The organism is Pseudomonas sp. NFX98 (assembly GCF_047784845.1).
In the GTDB taxonomy this organism is placed as follows: domain Bacteria; phylum Pseudomonadota; class Gammaproteobacteria; order Pseudomonadales; family Pseudomonadaceae; genus Aquipseudomonas.
On the sequence record NZ_JBLNNF010000006.1, the window covers coordinates 18,083 to 39,972 of the forward strand.

The 21,890-nt window shown below is 60.3% G+C and carries 19 protein-coding genes; 7 read left to right on the forward strand and 12 right to left on the reverse strand.

All coding sequences use genetic code 11. The features are described 5' to 3' along the window. Positions 1-66: 66 nt before the first annotated feature. The 9 genes from ACM110_RS09290 to ACM110_RS09330 all read right to left on the reverse strand — a co-directional run bounded on the left by ACM110_RS09290 (position 67) and on the right by ACM110_RS09330 (position 10,814). Positions 67-885, reverse strand: coding sequence for a phosphoglycolate phosphatase (locus ACM110_RS09290; RefSeq protein WP_338583461.1), 819 nt, complete (start codon positions 883-885; stop codon positions 67-69). Beyond that, positions 882-1,556, reverse strand: a complete 675-nt coding sequence (gene rpe, locus ACM110_RS09295; protein WP_053162900.1) for a ribulose-phosphate 3-epimerase — start codon at positions 1,554-1,556, stop codon at positions 882-884. The genes ACM110_RS09290 and rpe overlap by 4 nt, the downstream gene beginning before the upstream one ends. Positions 1,557-1,636: 80 nt before the next feature. Further along, positions 1,637-2,785 carry an iron-containing alcohol dehydrogenase gene (locus tag ACM110_RS09300; RefSeq protein ID WP_416127536.1) on the reverse strand — a complete coding sequence of 383 codons (1,149 nt, stop codon included), beginning with the start codon at positions 2,783-2,785 and terminating at the stop codon, positions 1,637-1,639. Between the two features lie 215 nt (positions 2,786-3,000). Beyond that, positions 3,001-3,825, reverse strand: coding sequence for an ABC transporter permease (locus tag ACM110_RS09305; RefSeq protein WP_008084123.1), 825 nt, complete (start codon positions 3,823-3,825; stop codon positions 3,001-3,003). A gap of 12 nt (positions 3,826-3,837) precedes the next feature. Continuing rightward, positions 3,838-5,085, reverse strand: a complete 1,248-nt coding sequence (locus tag ACM110_RS09310) for an ABC transporter permease (protein ID WP_056853527.1) — start codon at positions 5,083-5,085, stop codon at positions 3,838-3,840. 167 nt (positions 5,086-5,252) lie between these two features. Then, complete coding sequence (locus ACM110_RS09315) at positions 5,253-6,296, reverse strand: ABC transporter substrate-binding protein (RefSeq protein ID WP_338583464.1); 1,044 nt, start codon at positions 6,294-6,296, stop codon at positions 5,253-5,255. A 44-nt stretch (positions 6,297-6,340) separates the two neighbouring features. Beyond that, positions 6,341-7,465, reverse strand: a complete 1,125-nt coding sequence (locus ACM110_RS09320) for an ABC transporter ATP-binding protein (protein WP_338583465.1) — start codon at positions 7,463-7,465, stop codon at positions 6,341-6,343. 319 nt (positions 7,466-7,784) lie between these two features. Beyond that, positions 7,785-8,414, reverse strand: coding sequence for a response regulator transcription factor (locus ACM110_RS09325; protein ID WP_020798801.1), 630 nt, complete (start codon positions 8,412-8,414; stop codon positions 7,785-7,787). After that, the gene (locus tag ACM110_RS09330) at positions 8,415-10,814 is read right to left on the reverse strand and encodes a PAS domain S-box protein (protein ID WP_416127537.1); all 2,400 of its coding nucleotides are present in this window, start codon (positions 10,812-10,814) and stop codon (positions 8,415-8,417) included. 73 nt (positions 10,815-10,887) lie between these two features. On the opposite strand from ACM110_RS09330, the gene ACM110_RS09335 reads away from it, so the two are divergent. Then, on the forward strand, positions 10,888-11,880 hold the full coding sequence (locus tag ACM110_RS09335; RefSeq protein WP_416127538.1) for an alpha/beta hydrolase family protein: 993 nt from the start codon (positions 10,888-10,890) through the stop codon (positions 11,878-11,880). Between the two features lie 111 nt (positions 11,881-11,991). Here the strand turns inward: ACM110_RS09335 and ACM110_RS09340 are convergent, their stop codons facing one another. Genes ACM110_RS09340 through ACM110_RS09350 form a run of 3 tightly spaced genes read right to left on the reverse strand, consistent with a single transcriptional unit; the run spans position 11,992 to position 14,448 of the window. Then, positions 11,992-12,759 carry a TerB family tellurite resistance protein gene (locus tag ACM110_RS09340; RefSeq protein WP_416127539.1) on the reverse strand — a complete coding sequence of 256 codons (768 nt, stop codon included), beginning with the start codon at positions 12,757-12,759 and terminating at the stop codon, positions 11,992-11,994. 1 nt (position 12,760) lies between these two features. Beyond that, the gene (gene murU, locus ACM110_RS09345) at positions 12,761-13,432 is read right to left on the reverse strand and encodes an N-acetylmuramate alpha-1-phosphate uridylyltransferase MurU (RefSeq protein ID WP_416127540.1); all 672 of its coding nucleotides are present in this window, start codon (positions 13,430-13,432) and stop codon (positions 12,761-12,763) included. Further along, the gene (locus ACM110_RS09350) at positions 13,429-14,448 is read right to left on the reverse strand and encodes an aminoglycoside phosphotransferase family protein (RefSeq protein ID WP_416127541.1); all 1,020 of its coding nucleotides are present in this window, start codon (positions 14,446-14,448) and stop codon (positions 13,429-13,431) included. The genes murU and ACM110_RS09350 overlap by 4 nt, the downstream gene beginning before the upstream one ends. Before the next feature lie 130 nt (positions 14,449-14,578). Here ACM110_RS09350 and ACM110_RS09355 point away from each other — a divergent pair, with 130 nt between their 5' ends. The 6 genes from ACM110_RS09355 (at position 14,579) to ACM110_RS09380 (ending at position 21,863) form a co-directional block, all read left to right on the forward strand. Further along, a complete protein-coding gene (locus tag ACM110_RS09355) occupies positions 14,579-17,377 on the forward strand; it encodes an LPS-assembly protein LptD (protein ID WP_416127542.1) in 2,799 nt (932 codons plus the stop codon). Then, entirely contained in the window at positions 17,352-18,674 is a 1,323-nt protein-coding gene (gene surA, locus ACM110_RS09360; protein WP_416127543.1) for a peptidylprolyl isomerase SurA, read from the forward strand. Before ACM110_RS09355 ends, surA begins: the two co-directional genes overlap by 26 nt. After that, positions 18,671-19,660 (forward strand): 4-hydroxythreonine-4-phosphate dehydrogenase PdxA, encoded by a 990-nt coding sequence (gene pdxA, locus ACM110_RS09365; protein WP_416127544.1) that lies wholly within the window; start codon positions 18,671-18,673, stop codon positions 19,658-19,660. Before surA ends, pdxA begins: the two co-directional genes overlap by 4 nt. Beyond that, the gene (gene rsmA, locus ACM110_RS09370; RefSeq protein ID WP_338583479.1) at positions 19,657-20,475 is read left to right on the forward strand and encodes a 16S rRNA (adenine(1518)-N(6)/adenine(1519)-N(6))-dimethyltransferase RsmA; all 819 of its coding nucleotides are present in this window, start codon (positions 19,657-19,659) and stop codon (positions 20,473-20,475) included. Before pdxA ends, rsmA begins: the two co-directional genes overlap by 4 nt. 123 nt (positions 20,476-20,598) lie before the next feature. Further along, on the forward strand, positions 20,599-20,979 hold the full coding sequence (gene apaG, locus ACM110_RS09375; RefSeq protein ID WP_416127545.1) for a Co2+/Mg2+ efflux protein ApaG: 381 nt from the start codon (positions 20,599-20,601) through the stop codon (positions 20,977-20,979). Further along, positions 20,979-21,863 (forward strand): symmetrical bis(5'-nucleosyl)-tetraphosphatase, encoded by an 885-nt coding sequence (locus ACM110_RS09380; RefSeq protein ID WP_416127546.1) that lies wholly within the window; start codon positions 20,979-20,981, stop codon positions 21,861-21,863. Before apaG ends, ACM110_RS09380 begins: the two co-directional genes overlap by 1 nt. Positions 21,864-21,890 lie beyond the last annotated feature (27 nt).

Sequence of the window (21,890 nt, forward strand, 5' to 3'; positions counted from 1 at the left end):
TGCCTCGTGGCTTGAGGGTCTAACAGTCAGGTATGCAAACGCGCCGGGGAACCGGCCAGGTAAAAGTCAGGCGCGCCAACGCCAGCGGGCCAGGGCCTTGATGACTTTCATCCAGAGTTTGCGAGTGACCACCACGATGGGATTTCCAGGAGGGGATTGAACAGCGTCGGGCAACGTTATCTCAGCGGCCGGATCCAGGCAACCGGGAATTAACTTGCGCAGATCGTCGATCACCAGTGTCGGCGACTCTTCGGCGATGGGCCGGCCATGGTTATAGCCATAACTCAACGCCACGCACTTGACCCCCGCCGCTTTCGCCGCCAGCACATCGCTGCGCGAATCGCCGACGAACAAGGACTGCGAGGCCGGAATGTTGGTCATTTTCATGACGAAAAACAGCGCCGCCGGGTCAGGCTTTTTCTGTGGCAGGGTGTCGCCGCCGATGATCAGGCGGAAGTAACGACCGATTTTCATCTGATCCAGCAGCGGTGCGACGAAGCGCTCCGGCTTGTTGGTGATCAGTGCCATTTCGACGCCCTGCTTGTGCAGCCATTTCAGGGTATCGCGCACACCGGGATAGACCACGGTCAGCTCATGGCTTTCGCCGTAAGCCTGCATGAAAATCTCCAGCGCCCGTTCGGCTTCGCTGTTATCGACCTGCGAATGGTCGAGACCACCGGCCAGCGCACGTCGTACCAGCACCGGAGCGCCGTTGCCGACCCACTCGCGTACCGACTCGATGCCAGCCGGTGCGCGACCGAGTTTGAGCAGCATGTTATCCACCGCCGCCGCAAGGTCCGGGACCGAATCGATCAGCGTGCCATCCAGATCGAACATCACCAGCCTTGGCAGGCTTCCCGGGAACAGCTGCTCAAAGCCGCTCATGGGCGAGCCAGCGCCAGTTCGGAACGCATCTTGTCGATGACTTCCTGATAGTTCGGCGCATTGAAGATGGCCGAGCCGGCGACGAAGGTGTCGGCGCCCGCCGCGGCGATTTCGCGAATGTTGTTCACGTTCACGCCGCCGTCGATTTCCAGACGAATGTCGCGACCGGAAGCATCGATCAATGCCCGCGCTTCACGCAGCTTGTCGAGGGTGCCGGGGATGAACTTCTGCCCGCCGAAGCCTGGGTTGACGCTCATCAGCAGGATCATGTCGACCTTGTCCATCACGTACTTGAGTACGTCCAGCGGGGTCGCCGGGTTGAACACCAGGCCCGACTTGCAGCCGCCTTCGCGGATCAGTTGCAGGGAACGGTCGACGTGCTGGGTGGCTTCCGGGTGGAAGGTGATGTACGTGGCGCCGGCTTCGATGAAGTCGCCGACGATGCGGTCTACCGGGCTGACCATCAGGTGCGCGTCGATTGGCGCAGTCACGCCGTACTTGCGCAGGGCCGCGCAGACCATCGGACCGATGGTCAGGTTGGGCACGTAATGGTTGTCCATGACATCGAAATGCACGAAATCGGCGCCAGCGGCCAGAACATTGTCCACTTCTTCACCCAGGCGGGCGAAGTCGGCGGAGAGAATCGACGGAGCAATTACGAAGGGCTGCATGACGCACCTTTTCTGAGCTAAATCACGATGGCGCGCATTGTATACCTCATGCTTTGGCGCGCGCACCGTGAGCGCGATGATCAGTAGGCCGCGCGGTAGATCTTCTCGATATCAATCGCGCTCAATTTGCGTGGATTGTTGCGCATCAAGCGCTCAATGCCCGCCGCTTCCACTGCCATGGCGGGGATGGCGTCTTCGGGAACCCCGAAACTGCGCAAGCCTTTGGGGATTTCCACGGCCGCACACAACTCGGTCATGGCCTCCACGGCTTTGTCGGCCGCTTCGTTGGCACTCAGATGAGCGGTCTTCACCCCCATGGCCTCGGCGATATCCTGCATGCGTTCGACGCAGGCCATCTTGTTCCAGGTCATGACATAGGGCAGCAGCAAGGCGTTGCTCACGCCATGGGCGATGTTGAAACGCCCGCCCAGCGGGTACGCCAGCGCGTGCACCGCGCCGACCCCGGCATTACCGAACGCCATGCCGGCCATCAGGCTGGCGGTGGCCATGTCTTCCCGTGCCTGCAGGTTCGATGGATTGGCGTAGGCCTTGGGCAGAGCCTTGGCGATCAGCTTGATCGCGCCGATGGCCAGGGCATCGGTAATCGGCGAAGCATTGACCGACAGATAGGATTCGATGGCATGCACCAATGCATCGACACCGCTGGCGGCCGTGACACCGCGCGGGCAGGTCAGGGTCATCTGCGGACTGACCAGCGCCACGTCCGGCAACAGATAGTCGCTGACGATGCCCTTCTTCAGTTGCGCGACCTTGTCGGAGAGGATCGCCACGTTGGTCACTTCCGAACCGGTGCCGGCAGTGGTTGGAATCGCAATCAGCGGCGGGCCTTTACGCGGCACCTGGTCGACACCGAACAAATCCTCCAGCGCGCCGTGGTAGCCGGCATATGCCGCGACACTTTTGGCGATATCGATGGCGCTGCCACCGCCCAGACCGATCAAGCCGTCATGCCCGCCTTCGCGGTAAACGCGCATGCAGTCTTCGACGATGGCGATTTCCGGATCAGGCAGCACGCGGTCGAAGATTTCGTAGCTTCGGCCACCCAGCTGCGCCAGCGCCAGCTCTACCGTGCCGGACTTGACCAGCGCGGCGTCGGTGACGATCAGCGGATTGTCAATGTCCAGCCGTGACAGCTCAGCAGACAGTTGCTCGATGGCCCCTGCGCCGGTGATCAGTTTGTGAGCGATTTTGAAAGAGGAAAGACTCATGTGCGCAGCCTCTTATAGATGTGGGAGCTGGGCACAATAGTAGCTGGGGTTTTTGGGTTGTCTTGTATTCAGGTCGTGAATGACCGGACTCCCCAAAAACACCACAAATCCACTGTAGGAGCTGCCGAAGGCTCGGGCCGCGATCGGACGATCTTTTGACTTTGATTTTAAGATCAAAAGATCGCAGCCTTCGGCAGCTCCTACAGTGGATTGCATTAAACCTGTGCGGTACGCAGTTTCTCGCTGCGACCACGCAGCCATTCCAGCGTCAGCAGCAGGATCACCGAGAAGGCGATCAGCAGCGTTGCGGCGGCGGCGATGGTCGGGCTGAGGTTTTCGCGGATGCCGCTGAACATCTGCCGAGGCAGCGTCGCTTGCTCGGGGCCGGCGAGGAACAGCGTCACCACCACTTCATCGAAGGAGGTAGCGAAGGCGAACAACGCACCGGAAATCACGCCCGGTGCAATCAGCGGCAAAGTCACCCGGCGGAACGCGGTCAGCGGCGAAGCGCCGAGGCTGGCAGCAGCGCGCACCAGATTGTGGTTAAAGCCTTGCAACGTTGCCGACACCGTGATGATTACAAACGGCACACCCAGCACCGCATGCACCACGATCAACGAGAAGAAGCTGTTGCCCAGCCCCAACGGCGCGAAGAACAGATAACTGGCCACACCGATGATCACCACCGGCACCACCATCGGCGAAATGACCAGCGCCATCACCAGCGCCTTGCCGGGGAAGTCGCCACGGGTCAGGCCGATGGCCGCCAGCGTGCCGAAAATCATCGCCAGCACCGTGGCCGCCGGGGCGACGATGATGCTGTTCTTCAGGGCGCGCATCCACTCCGCCGAGGCGAAGAAATCGTGGTACCACTGCAACGAGAAGCCTTGCAGCGGGTACACCAGGAAACTGCCGGAGTTGAACGACAGCGGAATGATCACCAGCACCGGCAGGATCAGGAACAACAGAATCAAGCCGCAGAGAATCCGCAAGCTGTAGAACCACACCCGTTCGATGGGCGACATGTAAGGACTCAGCATTTCGTTCTCCCCTTAGCTCAGGCGCAGGCGGCTCGCGCCCACCAGCCAGCTGTAAATCAGATAAAGCACGACCGTCGCGAGCAACAGCAGCCCGCCGAGTGCGGTCGCCATGCCCCAGTTGATGCTGGTGTTGGTGTAGAAGGCGACGAAGTAGCTGACCATTTGATCGTTCGGGCTGCCCAGCAATGCCGGAGTGATGTAGTAGCCGATGGCGAGGATGAACACCAACAGGCAACCGGCGCCGACACCGGCATAGGTCTGCGGGAAGTACACTCGCCAGAAACTGGCGAACGGGTGGCAACCGAGGGAAATCGCGGCACGCATGTAAGTCGGCGAGATGCCTTTCATCACGCTGTAGATTGGCAGAATCATGAACGGCAGCAGGATGTGCACCATCGAGATGTAGACACCGACACGGTTGAACACCAGCTCGATCGGCTTATCGATGATGCCCATGGCCATCAGGCCGCTGTTGATCAGGCCACCGGATTGCAGCAACACGATCCACGCGGCGACCCGTACAAGAATCGAGGTCCAGAACGGCAGCAGCACCAGGATCATCAGCAGGTTGCTTTGGCGCGACGGCAGGTTCGCCAACAGGTAAGCCAGTGGATAGGCCAGCACCAGGCAGATCACGGTGATGATCAGGCCCATCCAGAAGGTACGGGCAAAGATGTCGAGGTAGATCGCCTGGTCAGGAGTGGCCGGGGCGATTTCGCCGAGATCGTCGATGCGATGATCGACGGCCGCCAGCAGGTAATACGGGGTGATGCTGCTGGTGTTGCGGCGTACCGCTTGCCAGTAGGCCGGGTCGCCCCAGCGCTCATCGAGACCTTCCAGCGCTTCTTTATAGGAGGCCGGTTCAGTGGCGAGCGGCAAGGCGCGGGCAGTTTTGGTCAGCAGGCTGCGGTAGCCGGCCAGTTCCATGTTCAGGCGCTTGGACAAATCGCCCAGTGTTTGATTCTTGCGGGCTTCGGCGAGGTCTTCGGCGGCCGCTTTGTAAACCGGTTCAGCAGGCAGGCCGCGGCCGTCCCAACTGGCGATGGCGGACACAGTGCGCGGCATGCCGCCGACCACTTCCGGGTTGCCCACGCTTTTGTAGAGCAGCGCCACGATCGGCACGAGGAACACCAGCAACAGAAACAGCACCAGCGGCGCGATCAGGGCCTGGGCCTTCCAGCGGTTGACCCGCTCGGCATGCTTGAGCCGCTGCTTCAAGGTGGGGTCAGTGCCCGCGTTCACGGGAACGGCGATAGCCATGGCGTACTCCGGAAATCTTTGATCGTTACAGAGGCATACAAATAACCTGTGGGAGCGAGCTTGCTCGCGATGGGGGCAGAACATTCAACATCAATGCTGACTGACCCCCTGCTATCGCGAGCAAGCTCGCTCCCACAAGGATTGCGGTGTTCAAACCACAGGTTTACTTATTTAGCAGCCCAGGAATTGAAGCGCTGTTCCAGTTGCTCGCCGTTGTCAGCCCAGAAGCTGACGTCGATCTGCACCTGGTTGGCGATATTTTCCGGGGTGGTCGGCATGTCTTTCAGGACATCCTTGGCCAGCAGCGGTACGGCTTGGGTGTTGGCCGGGCCGTAGGCGATGTTTTCCGAGTAGGTCTTCTGCTGCTGTGGCTGTACCGAGAAGGCGATGAATTTCTTCGCCGCTTCGGCGCGCTTGGCGTCCAGACCTTTTGGAATGGCCCATGCGTCGAAGTCGTAGATGCCGCCGTTCCACACCACTTTCAGGTTGCTTTCTTTCTGTACGGCAGCGATGCGACCGTTGTAGGCCGAGCTCATGACCACGTCACCGGAGGCGAGGTATTGCGGCGGTTGTGCGCCGGCTTCCCACCACTGGATGTTCGGCTTGAGTTCATCGAGTTTCTTGAACGCGCGGTCCTGACCGTCTTTGCCGGCCAGCACTTTGTAGACGTCTTTCGGCGCAACGCCGTCGGCCATCAGTGCGAATTCCAGGGTGTACTTGGCGCCCTTACGCAGGCCGCGCTTGCCCGGGAATTTCTTGGTGTCCCAGAAATCGACCCAGCTGGTCGGCGCGGAAGCCAGTTTGTCGGCGTTGTAGGCCAACACGGTCGACCACACAAAGAAGCCCACGCCGCATGGCTGGATAGCGCCTTTGACGTAATCTTCGGTCTTGCCGAACAGTGCCGGGTCCAGTTGCTCGAACATGTCTTCGTCACAACCACGGGACAGCTCCGGCGACTCAACTTCTACCAGGTCCCAGGACACGCTCTTGGTGTCGACCATGGCCTTGACCTTGGCCATTTCACCGTTGTATTCGCCCGCCACGATCTTGCCGTTGCCTGCCGCTTCCCACGGTGCGTAGAAGGCTTTGACCTGCGCCGCCTTGTTCGCCCCGCCAAAGGACACCACGGTCAGGTCCGGGCCAGCGGCCATCGCATGCGAGGCACCGATCATGCCCATGACCAGAGCTGTGAATTTCAGGGATTTCAACATTGATATTGTTCTCCACGTGCAGGGTTGGTGAAGCAGAAGGGCGATCAGTTCGCCTCTAGAAGTGGGTCGAGCGCACGAACGTGTTCGACCTGCCAGCCAAGCGGAACCACGTCACCGACGGCGAGCGCAGGATCGAGCTCGGCAATCGGTTGTTTCACGAAGAAGTCGGTCTTGCCACAGACTTCCAGGCGAACCCGGACGTGGTCGCCCAGATAGATGAATTCCGCCACCCTTCCCGAGAAGCGGTTGACGCACGACTCGCTGGAACCATTGAGGCTCACGCGCTCCGGGCGAATAGACAAGGTGACGGGTTCGCCGGTCTTGCCGACATTCACCGCCAGCGCTTCAACTTTTTCACCACGCCCCAGTTCGACCACGCAGCGGTCGCCGGTCTGGCTGTGCAGACGGCCATTGAGACGGTTGTTTTCGCCGATGAAGTTGGCGACGAAGGTGTTTTTCGGCTCTTCGTAGAGCGTGCGCGGCGGCGCGATCTGCTGGATTTCGCCTTGATGGAACACCGCCACACGGTCGGACATGGTCAGGGCTTCGCCCTGGTCGTGGGTCACGTAGACCACGGTCACGCCCAAGCGCTGGTGCAGGTGCTTGATTTCCATCTGCATGTGTTCACGCAGTTGTTTGTCGAGTGCGCCGAGAGGTTCGTCCATCAGCACCAGTTGCGGCTCGAACACCAACGCGCGGGCCAATGCCACACGTTGCTGCTGACCGCCGGACAGTTGCGCCGGGTAACGCTGCGCAAAGGTGTCGAGCTGGACCATGCTGAGGACTTTTTTCACCCTGTCGCTGACGTCGCTTTTGTTCAAACCGCGCACGGTCAGAGGGAACGCCAGGTTCTCGGCGACCGTCATGTGCGGGAACAGCGCATAGTTCTGGAACACCATGCCGATGTCACGCTTGTGCGGCGGCACGTTGTTGATGGAGCGCCCGGCCAGCAGAATTTCACCCGCAGTCGGTGTTTCGAAACCGGCGAGCATCATCAGGCTAGTGGTCTTGCCGGAGCCGGACGGCCCGAGCAAGGTGAGGAATTCGCCTTTGCGAATGTCCAGGTTGAGGTCTTTGACGATCAGGTTCTCGCCGTCGTAGCTCTTCTGCACTCCACGAAAGCTGACCAGAACATCATTGGCCCCTGCACTTGAATCGACCTGGCTCATACCCACACCTTTGTTGTTGATGACTGCTGTGGACTAAGCCTAGTGGACGCTGCGGACCACGCAAATCGGGGCGCAGGAGAGAATCGCCTCAGCCGGATGGAAGGTTGGGGGTAGGGATTGCCCTACAAGGATGGCGGGATTGGATAAAGGCAGTGGCAAGCGATCAGCTGCAAGCCGCAAGTAAAGGCAAACGCTGTGTTTTGAGGTGTCGCAAATGGATATGCGAACACGAAACCCTGTAGGAGCACAGCTTGCTGGCGATGGCGATTTCAAGGACGCCATCGCCGGCAAGCCGTGCTCCTACAGGAATTGGCAGAATTCAGAGGAGCTTGTGTTCCATCGCGTACTTCACCAACTCGGCCAGCGAGGTGATGTTGAGCTTCTGCATCAGCCGCGCCTTGTGGGTGCTGATGGTCTTGCTGCTCAAGGCCAGTTGCTGGGCGATGTCGTTGACATTGGCGCCCTGGGCCAGGCGTTCGAACACGGAGAACTCACGCTCTGACAGCAGCGAGTGCAATGGCCGCGAATCGGTCAGGCCGACTTCGAAGACCATGCGGTCGGCGAGGTCCGGGTCGATATAACGCCCGCCCGCCGCGACCCGGCGAATGGCTGTCAGCAATAGCGCCGGATCACTGTCCTTGGTCGCATAACCAGCCGCACCGACCTTCAAAGCCCGGGCCGCCATCTGCGCTTCGTCGTGCATCGACAGCACCAGAATCACCGGAGGATTGTTCAGCGCACGGATCCGTGGAATCGCTTCCAGGCCGTTAACGCCCGGCATGGAGATATCCAGCAACACCACTTCGCAGGGCACATGCCGCAAGGTTTCGAGCAACTGCTCACCATTGCTCGCCTCCCCCACCACCAGCAGATCCTTGGCCAGGCCGATCAATTGCTTGATGCCTTCGCGGACGATGGTGTGGTCTTCGGCTACCAGTACACGGATCACTTACTTCTCCTCATCCAACGGCACTCGCACGATAAGGGTCGTGCCCTCTCCGGGCTCACTTTCAAGCGACAACTGCCCGCCCATGATCAACACCCGCTCGCGCATGCCGACCACGCCAAAGGAAGTCGGCCTGCCCGCCGCAGCGACAAATCCTACGCCATCATCACTGACGGTCAGACACAACTCGTCGCCTTCAAGGGCCAGCGTCAGTTCAACAGTATGCGCCTGGGCGTGGCGCATGACATTGGTCAGTGCCTCCTGAAGGATGCGAAACAGACCGATCGCCTTGGCATCGCTGAGCACCGGCAAATTGTCCGGCACCTGCACCAGACACGGAATCTGCGTGCGCGCCTCGAAGCGGCGGGCCTGCCATTCGATGGCCGAGGCGATGCCGGCATCGAGAATCGGTGGTCGCAACGCCGTCGCCACATCCCGCACCAACTGGAATAACTGCGCGATCAAGCGTTTCATGCTGTTCAAGCGGTCGTTCAGCCCAGGGTCCAGTTGCGCGTAGGCAAGTTCGCACATGGACGTCTCCAGCTTCAACACGGTGAGCATCTGGCCCAACTCGTCGTGAACTTCACGGGCGATGCGTGCCTTTTCCTCCTCTCGTACGCTTTCCAAGTGCGCGGACAGTTCCCGCAACTGTTCGCGGGAGCTGGCCAGTTCCAGCTCGATGCGCTTGCTCTCGCTGATGTCCCAGACAATGCCGTCCCAGACGTAGGCACCGTCTTCAAGTTGACGGGTAATCGCCTTGATTTCGGCCCAGCGCTGTTCGCCCTGACGCGTAAGAATTCGCCCTTGCCACGACCAGTCGCTGTCGGTGTCCAGCGCATGATCCTGGGTCTGGTGATAATTGGCTTTATCGTCCGGATGCACAAGGCTGCGCAGGCCTTTGTCACGATGAGCCAACGTTGCCGGCGAGTAACCCACCAGACTTTCGCTGCCCTCGCTGATGTAGGCAAAGTCGATCTGCCCTGTCACCGGCGCGCGTTCCAGGCGAAAGACCAATCCGGGAACGTTCGCCGCGATCCCTTGCAACCGCGCTTCACTTTCCTGCAACGCCGCGAGGGCGCGACGGCGCTCGGTGACGTCAGTGAGGTAGACCACCAGATATTCGCCATCGCGAAAACGCAAGAAGCTCAGCGAGACATCCGTCGGCAGGATGCTGCCGTCGGCCCGCAGGCAATTGGTTTCGAAACTTTGCGGTGACTCGTCGCTGGCCCTGGCGCGCTTCCACAGGTTCAACCAGCGATCCATGTGCAGGCCGGGTTCGAAATCGATCAATGGCCGGTCGATGATCCCGCCCGGTGGGTAACCGAGCATGGTTTCCGCAGCGCGGTTGGCATAGCGCACGTGACTGTCCCAGTTGACCCAAAGGATGCCGACGGTGCTTTGATCGATGGAAAACTGCGTCAGCCGCAACGCTTCTTCACTGGCTGCGCGCAAGGCAATGTCTGCCTGCGCCGCCGCCAGTCGTTGCTCCAGGCTGTGCTGCTGGCGGCGCTGCCAGAACACGATCGCCATGCTGCTCAGCGCCAGCACCACCAACAGCAGGCAGAGGTTTTGCCAGAAGCCCGGCGACTCGGTGAGCCGCGGGTACTTGGGTTGCAGCCATTGGTTGTGCAGCGTTTCCAGATCCTTGGCCGGGATCGCTCGCAGCGCGCTTTCGATGATGCCAGCCAGCTCCGGCTTGTCGCGCCGCGTGGCCACCCGCAACAGTTGCGGCAAACCGATGTCACCCACTACCACCAGCCCGGCGAATTCCGGCTCGACGGACAGCCGCCCCAATTGCGCTTCGTCGACCACGGCGTAACCGGCCTGCTGGCTCAACAACAATTGCAGCGCCTGACGCTCCATCGGTACGCCCTGAAGGTTCAGGTGCGGATAATTGCCGCGCAGGTAGTCGGCGGTTGCGCTGGGCATGCGCACGGCGACGCGGGTCTGGCTGTCGAGTTTCTCCAGCTCCACCGCGCCGGTGCTTTTCTGGTCGCTGACCACCAGTTGCGGCACCCGCATGTACGGATCGGAAAACTGCCAGAGGCGCAGCCCGCCAAGGGTTTGGGTCAACCCCGGGGCGATGTCGATTTGACCCGCGCGTGCGGCGGCTTCCAGCTGTTCAAGATCGGGAAAGTTACGCCAGCTCAGCTCGACCTTGAGCGATTTGGCCAGCCATTTCATCAGCTCGACGTTGACCCCGGACAACCGCTGCAAGCGGCGATCGTATTGCGCATAGGGCGCCTGCAACACCAGACCGACGCGCAACTCGCCCTGTTGCGCCAGCCATTGTTGCTGGCCCGCGGACAGCGGTGCGATGTGCGCCGGTGGCGCGGCCGCCGCCCAGCCCATCAAGGGAAACCACAACCAGCCGATAACCCACAGGCAGTGAAAACGCATCATCGAACTCTCACACACTGACAAATACTGACCAACCCATTAGGCTGCCGGAATCACTTCTGGCCTGGAATATCCGATGCCCCCTGTCTACCGCCTGGCACTGCCAGCATTGTGCCTGTCGCTGATCCTGCCATGCGCTTTTTCCGTCGAGGCTGCCGATCCGGCGCCTGCCGCCGCGGAACAACCCGCGCAAGAAAAACCGGTTGAACGCCAGCCGTTGCCTGAGCGTAGTCAGGATGAAGCGGCAGCACTCGAACGAAAAATCCCGGCCCAGGAGCAGCAGCAACTGCAAGCGGGCGGCGATACTTTCCTGGCCTTGTGGAAACCGGCCAATACCGCAGAACCCAAAGGCGCGGTGATTATCGTCCCGGGCGCTGGCGAAACCGTTGACTGGCCGCAAGCAATCGGCCCGTTGCGCCGCCAACTGCCGGACGCGCAATGGAGCAGCCTGAGTATCACCTTGCCGGACGTGCAAAGCGATGCCATTGCGCCACGCGTTACCGAAGTGCCGCCAACGCCCAAGACGCCGGACGCTGGCAGTAAGGACTCGACCACCGCTGCCCCCATCGAACAGGCAGCCGGCGGTGAAGCCGAAGTGGCGGACAAACCCGTCGCCGAAACCAGTGAAGAACAGTCCAAAGCCGATGCCGAGCGAATCTTCGCGCGCATCGACGCGGCGATTGCATTCGCCGAACAGCAAAGCGCTCGCAGCATCGTCGTACTGGGTCATGGCACTGGCGCTTATTGGGCCGCACGGTATCTGAGCGAGAAGCAGACAGCGCAAGTCGAGCGGTTTGTCATGGTTGCTGCGCAGACACCTGCCAAGGCGAAACCGGAACTGGACGAGCTCGCCCCAACCTTGAAACTGCCTACCGCCGACATCTTCTACATGGACAAACCGCTGGACCGCAACGCGGCGCTGGCGCGGTTGCAGGCCAGCAAACGCTTGAAGACTTCGGCCTTCAGCCAGGTTTCGCTCAAGGCCTTGCCGGGCGACAGCAAGGCACAACAAGAGCAACTGGTTCGCCGGGTGCGGGGTTGGTTGAGTCCGCAGAATGCGGCGGACTGAGAGTCCGAGTCGCCCCCATCGCGAGCAAGCTTGCTCCCACAGGATTTGCGTCGTACACAAATTTTGCAATCGACATAAACCTTGTGGGAGCGTGGCTTGCCCGCGATGCGGTTAGCGAAAATCCCGCCGCTGCCGAATCAGCGTATAGGCAGTGTGCAGCTCCCGGGTTTTCTCGGTCGCCTCACGAACCTGCGACACCGTCGCCCCGCTGCCGGCAATCTTGTCCGGGTGATGGCGACTGAGCAGACGCCGATAGGCGCGTTTGATCTGCGCCGGCTCACTGGTAGCCGACACCCCCAACAGTCGCAACGCGTCCTGATACGTCACCGCGCCGCTGACCTGCGGTCGCTTATGCGGCTCATAGTCGTGGGCCAGTGCCTGCACTTGATGTGGCGTCCAGCCCAGCCACTTGCCCCACAGGGCAATCAGCTCGCGCTCACTACTGCCAGCCCGACCATCAGCCCAGACCATCCGCCAACAGGCGCGTAACACGCCTTCGGCCGCATGGGGCTGAGCACTCAGGCGACGCAGATAACCGCGCAATCGGTCATTGCCCGTCTTGCCGCGATTGAATGCGGCAATCGCCCGCCGCTGGGCCGGTTCGTTCATTTCCAGCGAGCGCATTTCCTGGCGCGCCTGCTGGATATGCCCCTCCACCACTCGTCCGTCACACTTGGCCAGCCGGCCGAGCAACACGAACAGCAGTTCATCGTTGCGCAGTACCGGACGACCGCCGAGTTTTTCACGCAGATGCGCCCAGCTTTGCAGGTGCAGGCGTCGATCCAGCGCCTGTCCCAACAAGGCACCGAGCATGGCCCCCGGAATGCTGGCAATGGCAAAGCCCGCTCCGGCTCCGATCAGAGTCCCTGGCCACAGCATGTCAGCGGCTCGCTTCGATGAGGGTTTCTGCTTCGGCCAAGCGCTCGTGAGTGCCGACATCCACCCACTGCCCGTTCAGGTGTTCGCCCGACACCTGCCCGTTCGCCATCGCGGCACGCAGCAACGGCGCCAGTTTGAACGCCCCGGCGGAGCAACCGTCGAACAGCTGCGGATGCAGCACGGCGATGCCGCTGTAAGTCAGGGTTGCTGCATCCTTTTGACCGTCGCGGACCTTCCCTTCGATCAATTGGAAATCGCCGCTCGGGTGATGAGCCGGGTTGTTCGCCAGCACCAGGTGAGCCAGGCCGACAATCGGCTGATGCAACACACTGAAGTCGTAATCGGTCCAGATGTCGCCATTGACCACGACAAAGGCCTCATCACCCAGCAACGGCAATGCACGGAAAATCCCGCCACCGGTTTCCAGCGGCTCGCCCTCCGGCGAGTACTGGATGCTGACGCCATAGCGCGAACCGTCGCCCAGATAATCTTCGATCTGCTGACCGAGCCAGGCATGGTTGATCACGATCTCGGTAAACCCGGCAGCAGCCAGCGCACGCAGGTGATACTCGATCAGCGGCACCCCGCCGGCGCGAACCAGCGGCTTTGGCGTGGTCAGGGTCAGCGGGCGCATGCGCTCGCCTTTGCCGGCCGCCAGAATCATCGCCTTCATGCCTTCACTCCAGCGCGCAGACTGGCCAGCAACACATCCAGTTCAGCCAGCTCAGGACGGCGAGCGATCACAGCCTCTATATAGGCGAAGAAACGCGGCACATCGCCCAGATAACGCGGTTTGCCATCGCGATGGCAGATGCGCGCGAAGATACCGATCACTTTCAGGTGACGCTGAACGCCCATCAGGTCGCTGGCGCGCAGGAAGTCTTCGAAGTCCGGCTGCACCGGAATGTTCAACGCAGTGGCCTGCTGCCAATAGCTGTCCAGCCAACCGCGCACGCGCTCCTCGGGCCAGCTGAGGAAGGCATCCTTGAACAGGCAAGTCACGTCGTAGGTCACCGGACCATAGACCGCATCCTGGAAATCCAGCACACCGGGGTTCGGCTCGCTGAGCATCAGGTTGCGTGGCATGTAGTCGCGGTGCACAAGGACTTTTGGCTGGGCCAAGGCGCTGTCGATCAACAAATCGCTGATTTGCTGCCAGAGCACTTGTTGCGCGGCGTCGAACTCGATACCCAATTCACGCTTCACGTACCACTCAGGGAACAGTTCGAGTTCGCGACGCAACAACGCCACGTCATAACTCGGCAAGGGCGCAACCATCGGCAATTGTTGAAAAGCCAACAGTGCTTGCAGGGCATCGTTGAACAAATCGTCGGCATTTTCGCTGTCGATCACGTCCAGATAGGTCTTGTTGCCCAGGTCATTGAGCAAAAGAAATCCGCGTTCGAGGTCTTCGGCATAAATTTTCGGCACATTTATTCCGGATTTCGCCAGCAAAAAAGCGATATCCACGAAGGGTTTGCAGTTTTCCTGGGGCGGCGGCGCATCCATCACGATGAAACTTCTACCCGCGCCTTCCCAACGGAAATAACGCCGGAAACTCGCGTCGCTGCTGGCCGCGGTCAATGTGGCCGGGGGTACGGAGCCCCAGCCCTGGTCCGCAAAAAGGGTCGCCAATTGTTCATCGAGCCAAACTTTCAGGTGTTGCAAACGTACATCTTGGTCAGGCATTGCAAGGGTCTCCGACGGCGCTAGCCGTCAAGCGGGTCATGCTTTATTATCCAGCATCTTTTTCAGACCATCGAGAGGCGTGCGGCCCACACCGCGGGCAGATGGCACGCAGGAAGCCCGGACTAATAAGATGGCATTGAAATCCCCCGCGTTTCGTAAAAAATTTCCGTTGTTGGTAACCGGCAGTCTGCTGGCCTTGCAACCTCTAGCCACTTCCTTCGTGGTCGCCGCGGAACAGTATGACTGCTCAGTCTCTGCTTCGGGTGCCTGGGACTGTGCGCCAAAGGCGCCGGCGGCTGCATTGCCTCCGCGTCCCGTCCATGACGGCAGCGCAGTTTCCGCAACCGGCGAAACTCCGGCCGAGGAAGGCTCCAGCGAAGACACTGGTGCCAAGACTGCACTGGTTACCGAGTCCAAGGGCCGCGGCCTGAAGTCGCGTAGCGAAGACTACAGTCACCTCGACTGGGTTCCCCGTGAGCAGCTCACTGCAGCGCAACTGGCCGAAACCGGTCCTTATTGCTCTGGTTCCTATATCGAACCGATTCGTCCTGGCATGAATGACAAGACGAACAAAAGTGACGCGCCTACCTTTATCGGCGCCAAGGCCTCCCGCTATAAGCAGGATGAGCAAGTCGCCACCCTGGCCGGTGACGTGGTCATGCGCCAGGGCAGCATGCAGGTCGAAGCCGACGAAGCCAACCTTTACCAGGCCGAGAGCCGTGGTGAGCTGAGCGGTAACGTGCGCATTCGCGACAACGGCGCTCTGATCGTGGGCGACCATGCCGACGTGCAACTCGATACCGGTGAAGCCAAGGTCGACAACGCCGAATACGTGATGCACAAATCCCGTATCCGCGGTAACGCGCTGTACGCCAAGCGTGCCGAGAACGCCATCATCCGCCTCAAGGATGGTACGTACACCACGTGCGAACCGAACAGCAACGCCTGGCAGCTCAAGGGCAATAACATCACCCTGAACCCGGCCACCGGCTTTGGTACCGCGACCAACGTGACACTGCGGGTCAAGGACATTCCGGTCCTGTACACGCCGTACATCTATTTCCCGATCGATGACCGTCGCCAGTCCGGTTTCCTGCCGCCGACCATCGGTACCGGCAGCGATACCGGTTTCCTGCTGGTCACGCCGTACTACTTCAACCTGGCACCAAATTACGATGCCACGTTGTACCCGCGCTACATGAGCAAGCGTGGCATGTTGGTGGAAGGCGAATTCCGCTACCTGACCAAATCCAGCGAAGGTCAGTTCGGCGCCGCCTACCTCAACGACGAGGACGACGAGCGCAAGCTGCAGACTGACTACGAAAAAACCCGCTACATGTACAACTGGCAGCACAAGGGTGGTCTTGATTCGCGCGTCCTGACCCAGGTCGACTACACAAAGATCAGCGATCCTTATTACTTCCAGGATCTGCAGACTGACCAGATCGGTGTGAAGAGTGCCGATTACGTGAACCAGCAGGGTTCCGTCACTTATCGCGGCGACAGCTACACCGCTCGCGTGAATGCCCAGGCTTATCAGCTGGCGACCGTGTCGAACATCACGCCGTACGACAAACTGCCGCAGATCACTTTCGATGGTGCGCTGCCGTACCATCCAGGTGGCCTGGATTTCGCCTACAACAGCGAAATCGTGCGGTTTGACCGGGATCTGAAAACCGGCAACTTCAGTGATGAAGATGGCAACCTGTCCCCGCGTCTCGACACCAACGTCCAAGGCCTGGCCCGCGCCAATGGCGATCGCCTCAACCTGGCCCCATCGGTCAGCCTGCCACTGGAATGGACCTACGGTTTCCTGAAGCCAAAGCTCAAGTACCAGTACACGCAGTATCAACTGGACCTGGACAGCATCGGCAAATCTCAGATTGCCCTGCAGAACGCAGAACAGGATCAGCTCAACGGCACATTCGACAGCAACCAGAATCGTGGCGCGCCGATTGCCAGCATCGACAGCGGCCTGTACTTCGACCGCAATACCAACTGGTTCGGCAAGGACTACCGTCAGACCCTGGAACCGCGCCTGTTCTATCTCTATGTACCTGAGAAAAACCAGGAAGACATCCCGGTTTTCGATACCGGCGAAATGACGTTCAACTACTCGTCGCTGTTCCGTGACAACCGGTTCTATGGCTCCGACCGCGTCGGTGACGAGAACAAGCTGTCCCTGGGCGTGACCAGTCGTTGGATCGAAGACAATGGCTTCGAGCGTCAACGTATCAGCGTTGGTCAGGCTCTCTACTTCAAGGATCGCAAGGTTCAGCTGCCGGGCGTCAACTTCGAAGATCGCGACGACGCCAAGTCCGACGTATCGCCGTACGCACTCGAGTACGAATATCGCTGGAACCGCGACTGGCGCACGACTGCCGATTACAACTGGGATCCGGACAGCCACAGCCCTCGCTCGGGTAGTGCGATGTTCCACTACCAGCCTGAAGACAATCCGAACAAGGTCATCAACGCCGGCTACCGCTACCGTAATGACCAGGTCCGCTACGACCAGAACACCGGCAAATGGCAAGTGGGTGGCGGCGACTACGGCGTCCCGGGCCAGCCTGGCTACGTAAAGGATTACTACAAGATCGTACAGCACGACTTCTCGGTGATCTGGCCGATCGTGCCGCAGTGGAATGCCATCAGCCGTTGGCAGTATGACTACAACCGCAACCGTACCCTGGAAGCCTTCGGTGGTTTCGAGTACGACAACTGCTGCTGGAAACTGCGCCTGATCAACCGTTACTGGGTCGACTATGAAGAGTTCAGCCAGGAAGCACCGCAAAACGAAAAAGGCGACCATGGCGTCTTCCTCCAAATTGTTCTGAAGGGACTCGGCGGCCTTACCGGCTCCAAAGTAGAGAGTTTCCTCGACAAAGGCATTCAAGGTTATCGTGAACGTGAAGACCAAGCTTTCTGATTGTCTGCGCCCGCTGCTGCTGGGCGCGCTGTTCCTGGGTACCGCGGCCAACGCCGCGGTACAGTCCATCGATAAAGTGGTGGCCATCGTCGACAACGACGTGGTCATGCAGAGCCAACTGGACCAGCGCGTTCATGAAGTTCAGCAAACCATCGCCAAGCGCGGCTCTGCCGTGCCTCCGGCCAGCGTGTTGGAGCAGCAGGTGCTTGAGCGCCTGATCGTCGAAAACCTGCAACTGCAGATCGGCGAACGTTCCGGCATCCGCATTACCGATGAAGAACTGAACCAGGCTGTCGGCACCATCGCCCAGCGCAACAACATGACGGTCGACCAGTTCCGTGCAGCCCTGACTCACGACGGTCTGTCCTACGACGACGCCCGTGACCAGATCCGTCGCGAAATGGTCATCAGCCGTGTACGTCAGCGCCGTGTGGCCGAACGCATCCAGGTCTCCGAGCAGGAAGTGAAGAACTTCCTCGCTTCCGACCTTGGCAAGATGCAGCTGTCTGAAGAGTTCCGCCTGTCCAACATCCTGATTCCTACGCCGGAAAGCGCCAACTCCGACGCGATTCAGAACGCAGCCAAACAGGCCGACGCGGTTTACCAGCAGCTCAAGCAAGGCGCTGACTTCGGTCAGTTGGCCATCGCCAAATCCGCCAGCGAAACCGCACTGGAAGGCGGCGACATGGGCTGGCGTAAAGCCGCTCAACTGCCACCTCCGTTCGATCGCCTGTTGAGCACCATGACTGTTGGCGACATCACCCAGCCAATGCGTACGCCGGGGGGCTTCATCATCCTGAAGATCACCGACAAGCGTGGCGGTCAAGCGCAGGTGCGTGACGAAGTACACGTGCGTCACATCCTGGTCAAACCGAGCCCGATCCGCGACGAAGCAAAGACCAAGGCCTTGGCTGAATCGCTCTACGCACGGATCGAAGCTGGCGAAGATTTCGGCGAACTGGCGAAAAGCTTCTCGGAAGACCCGGGCTCCGCTCTCAACGGCGGCGACCTGAACTGGATCGATCCGAACGCACTGGTTCCGGAGTTCCGCGAAGTGATGGCCAAGACCCAACAAGGTCAACTGTCCAAGCCATTCCAGACTCAATATGGCTGGCACGTCCTGGAAGTCCTTGGCCGCCGCGCCACCGACAGCACCACCCAGGCTCGCGAGCAACAAGCCATGACCGTACTGCGTAACCGCAAATACGACGAAGAGCTGCAAACCTGGCTGCGTCAGATCCGTGACGAAGCGTACGTAGAAATCAAACTCCCTGGCGCCGACCAGGCAGCGCAGTGAAACCCAAACGTTTCGCGCTGACGCCCGGCGAACCGGCCGGCATAGGTCCCGACCTGTGCCTGCTGCTCGCCTCGCAAGCCCAGCCACACCCCCTGATTGCCATTACCAGCCGCGACCTGCTCCTTGAGCGGGCCGCGCAGCTGGGCGTGGTTGTCGATTTGCTGCCGGTCACACCGGACAGCTGGCCGGATGTACCCGCGCCTGCCAACAGCCTGTATGTCTGGGATACACCACTCAATGCCAAGGTCGTCGCCGGCCAACTGGACAAGGCCAACGCGGCTTTTGTCCTGAAAACCTTGACCCGCGCCGGCCAAGGTTGTCTGGATGGGCATTTCGCCGGGATGATCACCGCGCCCGTGCATAAGGGCGTGATCAACGAATCCGGAATCGCCTTTTCCGGGCACACGGAATTCCTTGCCGACCTGACCCACACCGCACAAGTGGTGATGATGCTGGCCACCCGCGGCCTGCGCGTGGCGCTGGTCACCACCCACCTGCCGCTTCGCGAGATCGCCGACTCGATCACGCCCGAGCGTCTGGAACGGGTTACGCGAATCCTGCATGCCGACCTGCAAGAAAAGTTCGGCATCGCCCAGCCACGCATTCTGGTGTGTGGGCTCAACCCCCATGCCGGTGAAGGCGGACATTTGGGCCATGAAGAAATCGATATCATCGAACCCACATTAGAGCGCCTGCGCGGCGAAGGCATGGACCTGCGCGGTCCCCTGCCCGCCGACACTCTGTTTACCCCCAAATATCTGGAGCACTGCGACGCAGTGCTGGCGATGTACCACGACCAGGGACTGCCTGTGCTGAAATACAAAGGCTTCGGCGCTGCAGTCAACGTAACGCTGGGCCTGCCGATCATCCGCACTTCGGTCGACCATGGCACCGCCCTGGACCTGGCCGGCAGCGGCAAGATCGACACCGGCAGCCTGCAAGTCGCCCTGGAAACCGCCTACCAGATGGCCGAGACCCGTTTATGAACGAGCAATACCAACACAAGGCGCGCAAACGCTTTGGCCAGAATTTCCTGCACGATGCCGGTGTTATTGACCGCATCCTGCGCTCCATCCATGCAAAAGCCGAAGACCGCCTGCTGGAAATCGGCCCGGGCCAGGGTGCGCTCACCCAAGGCCTGCTGAGCAGCGGCGCTCAACTCGACGTGGTGGAGCTGGACAAGGACCTGATCCCGATCCTCAACCAGCAATTTGCCGGCAAGAGCAATTTCAACCTGCATCAGGGTGATGCGCTGAAATTCGACTTCAATAGCCTGAATGCGGCCCCCGGCAGTCTGCGCGTGGTTGGCAACCTGCCGTACAACATCTCCACGCCGCTGATTTTCCACCTGCTGCACAACTCACACCTGATTCGCGACATGCACTTCATGCTGCAAAAGGAAGTGGTCGAGCGTCTGGCGGCAGGACCTGGCGGAGGTGACTGGGGCCGGTTGTCGATCATGGTTCAGTATCACTGCCGGGTCGAGCATCTGTTCAACGTCGGTCCGGGTGCATTCAATCCGCCACCGAAAGTCGATTCGGCCATCGTGCGCCTGGTGCCTCACGCCGTGCTGCCGCACCCGGCCAAAGACCACAAACTGCTGGAACGCGTTGTGCGCGAAGCTTTCAACCAGCGTCGCAAAACCCTGCGCAATACCCTCAAGTTGCTGCTGAGCAACGCTGAAATCGAAGCCGCCGGCGTCGATGGCAGCCTGCGTCCCGAGCAACTCGATCTGGCCGCCTTCGTGCGCCTGGCTGACAAACTCAGCGAACAATCCCTACAGAAGCCAGCGGACGTCTGACAGAACTGAAGCGTGATCGGGTAGGACACCAGCGCCCATGTCTGGTTTACTACCCGGTACTTGGCCTAGACTGATCCCAATCAGCTACGCCCCGCGTCCCGCTTCGTTTTTAAGGCCTCTTGCATGTCCGATCCTCGTTATCAGGTCGACGTCAGCGTCGTCACTCGCTATCTGGCAGAACAATCGCAACCCGAACACGACCGCTTTGCCTTCGCCTACACCATCACCGTGCAAAACAATGGCCTGATACCAGCCAAACTGTTGTCACGGCACTGGGTGATCACCGATGGCGACGGACATGTCGAAGAGGTTCGCGGTGCGGGCGTCGTTGGCCAGCAGCCGTTGATCGACGTGGGCAAGAGTCACACCTACAGCAGCGGCACGGTCATGACCACCAGGGTCGGCACCATGCAAGGCACTTATCAGATGATTGCCGACGACGGTAAGCATTTCGACGCCATCATCGCGCCATTCCGTCTGGCGGTGCCCGGAGCCTTGCACTGATGGCGACGTATGCCGTCGGCGACTTGCAGGGCTGCCTGGAAGCCCTGCAATGCCTCCTCAAGCAAGTCGCGTTCGATCCGGAAAAAGATCGTCTGTGGCTGGTCGGCGATCTGGTCAACCGTGGCCCACAATCGCTCGACACCCTGCGCTTCCTCTATAGCATGCGCGAATCGCTGGTTTGCGTACTCGGCAACCACGACCTGCACTTGCTGGCCGCCGGGAAAAACATCGAACGCCTGAAGAAAGCCGATACCCTGCGCGAGATTATCGAAGCCCCCGATTGCGCCGAACTGCTGGAGTGGCTGCGCCAGCAAAAACTCCTGCATTACGACGAGCAACGCAACGTTGCGCTGGTGCATGCCGGCATTCCACCGCAATGGTCGCTGCGCAAAGCCCTGAAGTACGCCGACGAAGTCGAAACCGCCCTGCGCGACGACAACCTGCTCCCGCCCTACCTCGACGGCATGTACGGCAACGACCCGGCGAAATGGGACAGTGAGCTCAAAGGCGTGACGCGCCTGCGCGTCATCACCAACTATTTCACCCGCATGCGCTTCTGTACGGCCGAAGGCAAGCTCGATCTCAAGAGCAAGGAAGGCCTCGGTACCGCACCGGCAGGCTACAAGCCCTGGTTCCAGCATAAGGAACGCAAGACCAAGGACGTAAAGATCATCTTCGGTCATTGGGCTGCGCTGGAAGGCAAGGTTCAAGAGCCGGGCATTTTCGCCCTCGACACCGGTTGCGTCTGGGGCGGCGCCCTGACCCTGATGAATGTCGACACTGGCGAACGCCTGTCCTGCAAATGCGACGAACATGGCAATGCCGCCACGTCACCGCTCACCCCACAGATTTCCGAACCATCGTCAGTCAGCGCCCCGCGCTAGACTGCGCTTTCAGCCGAGCCACAGGAG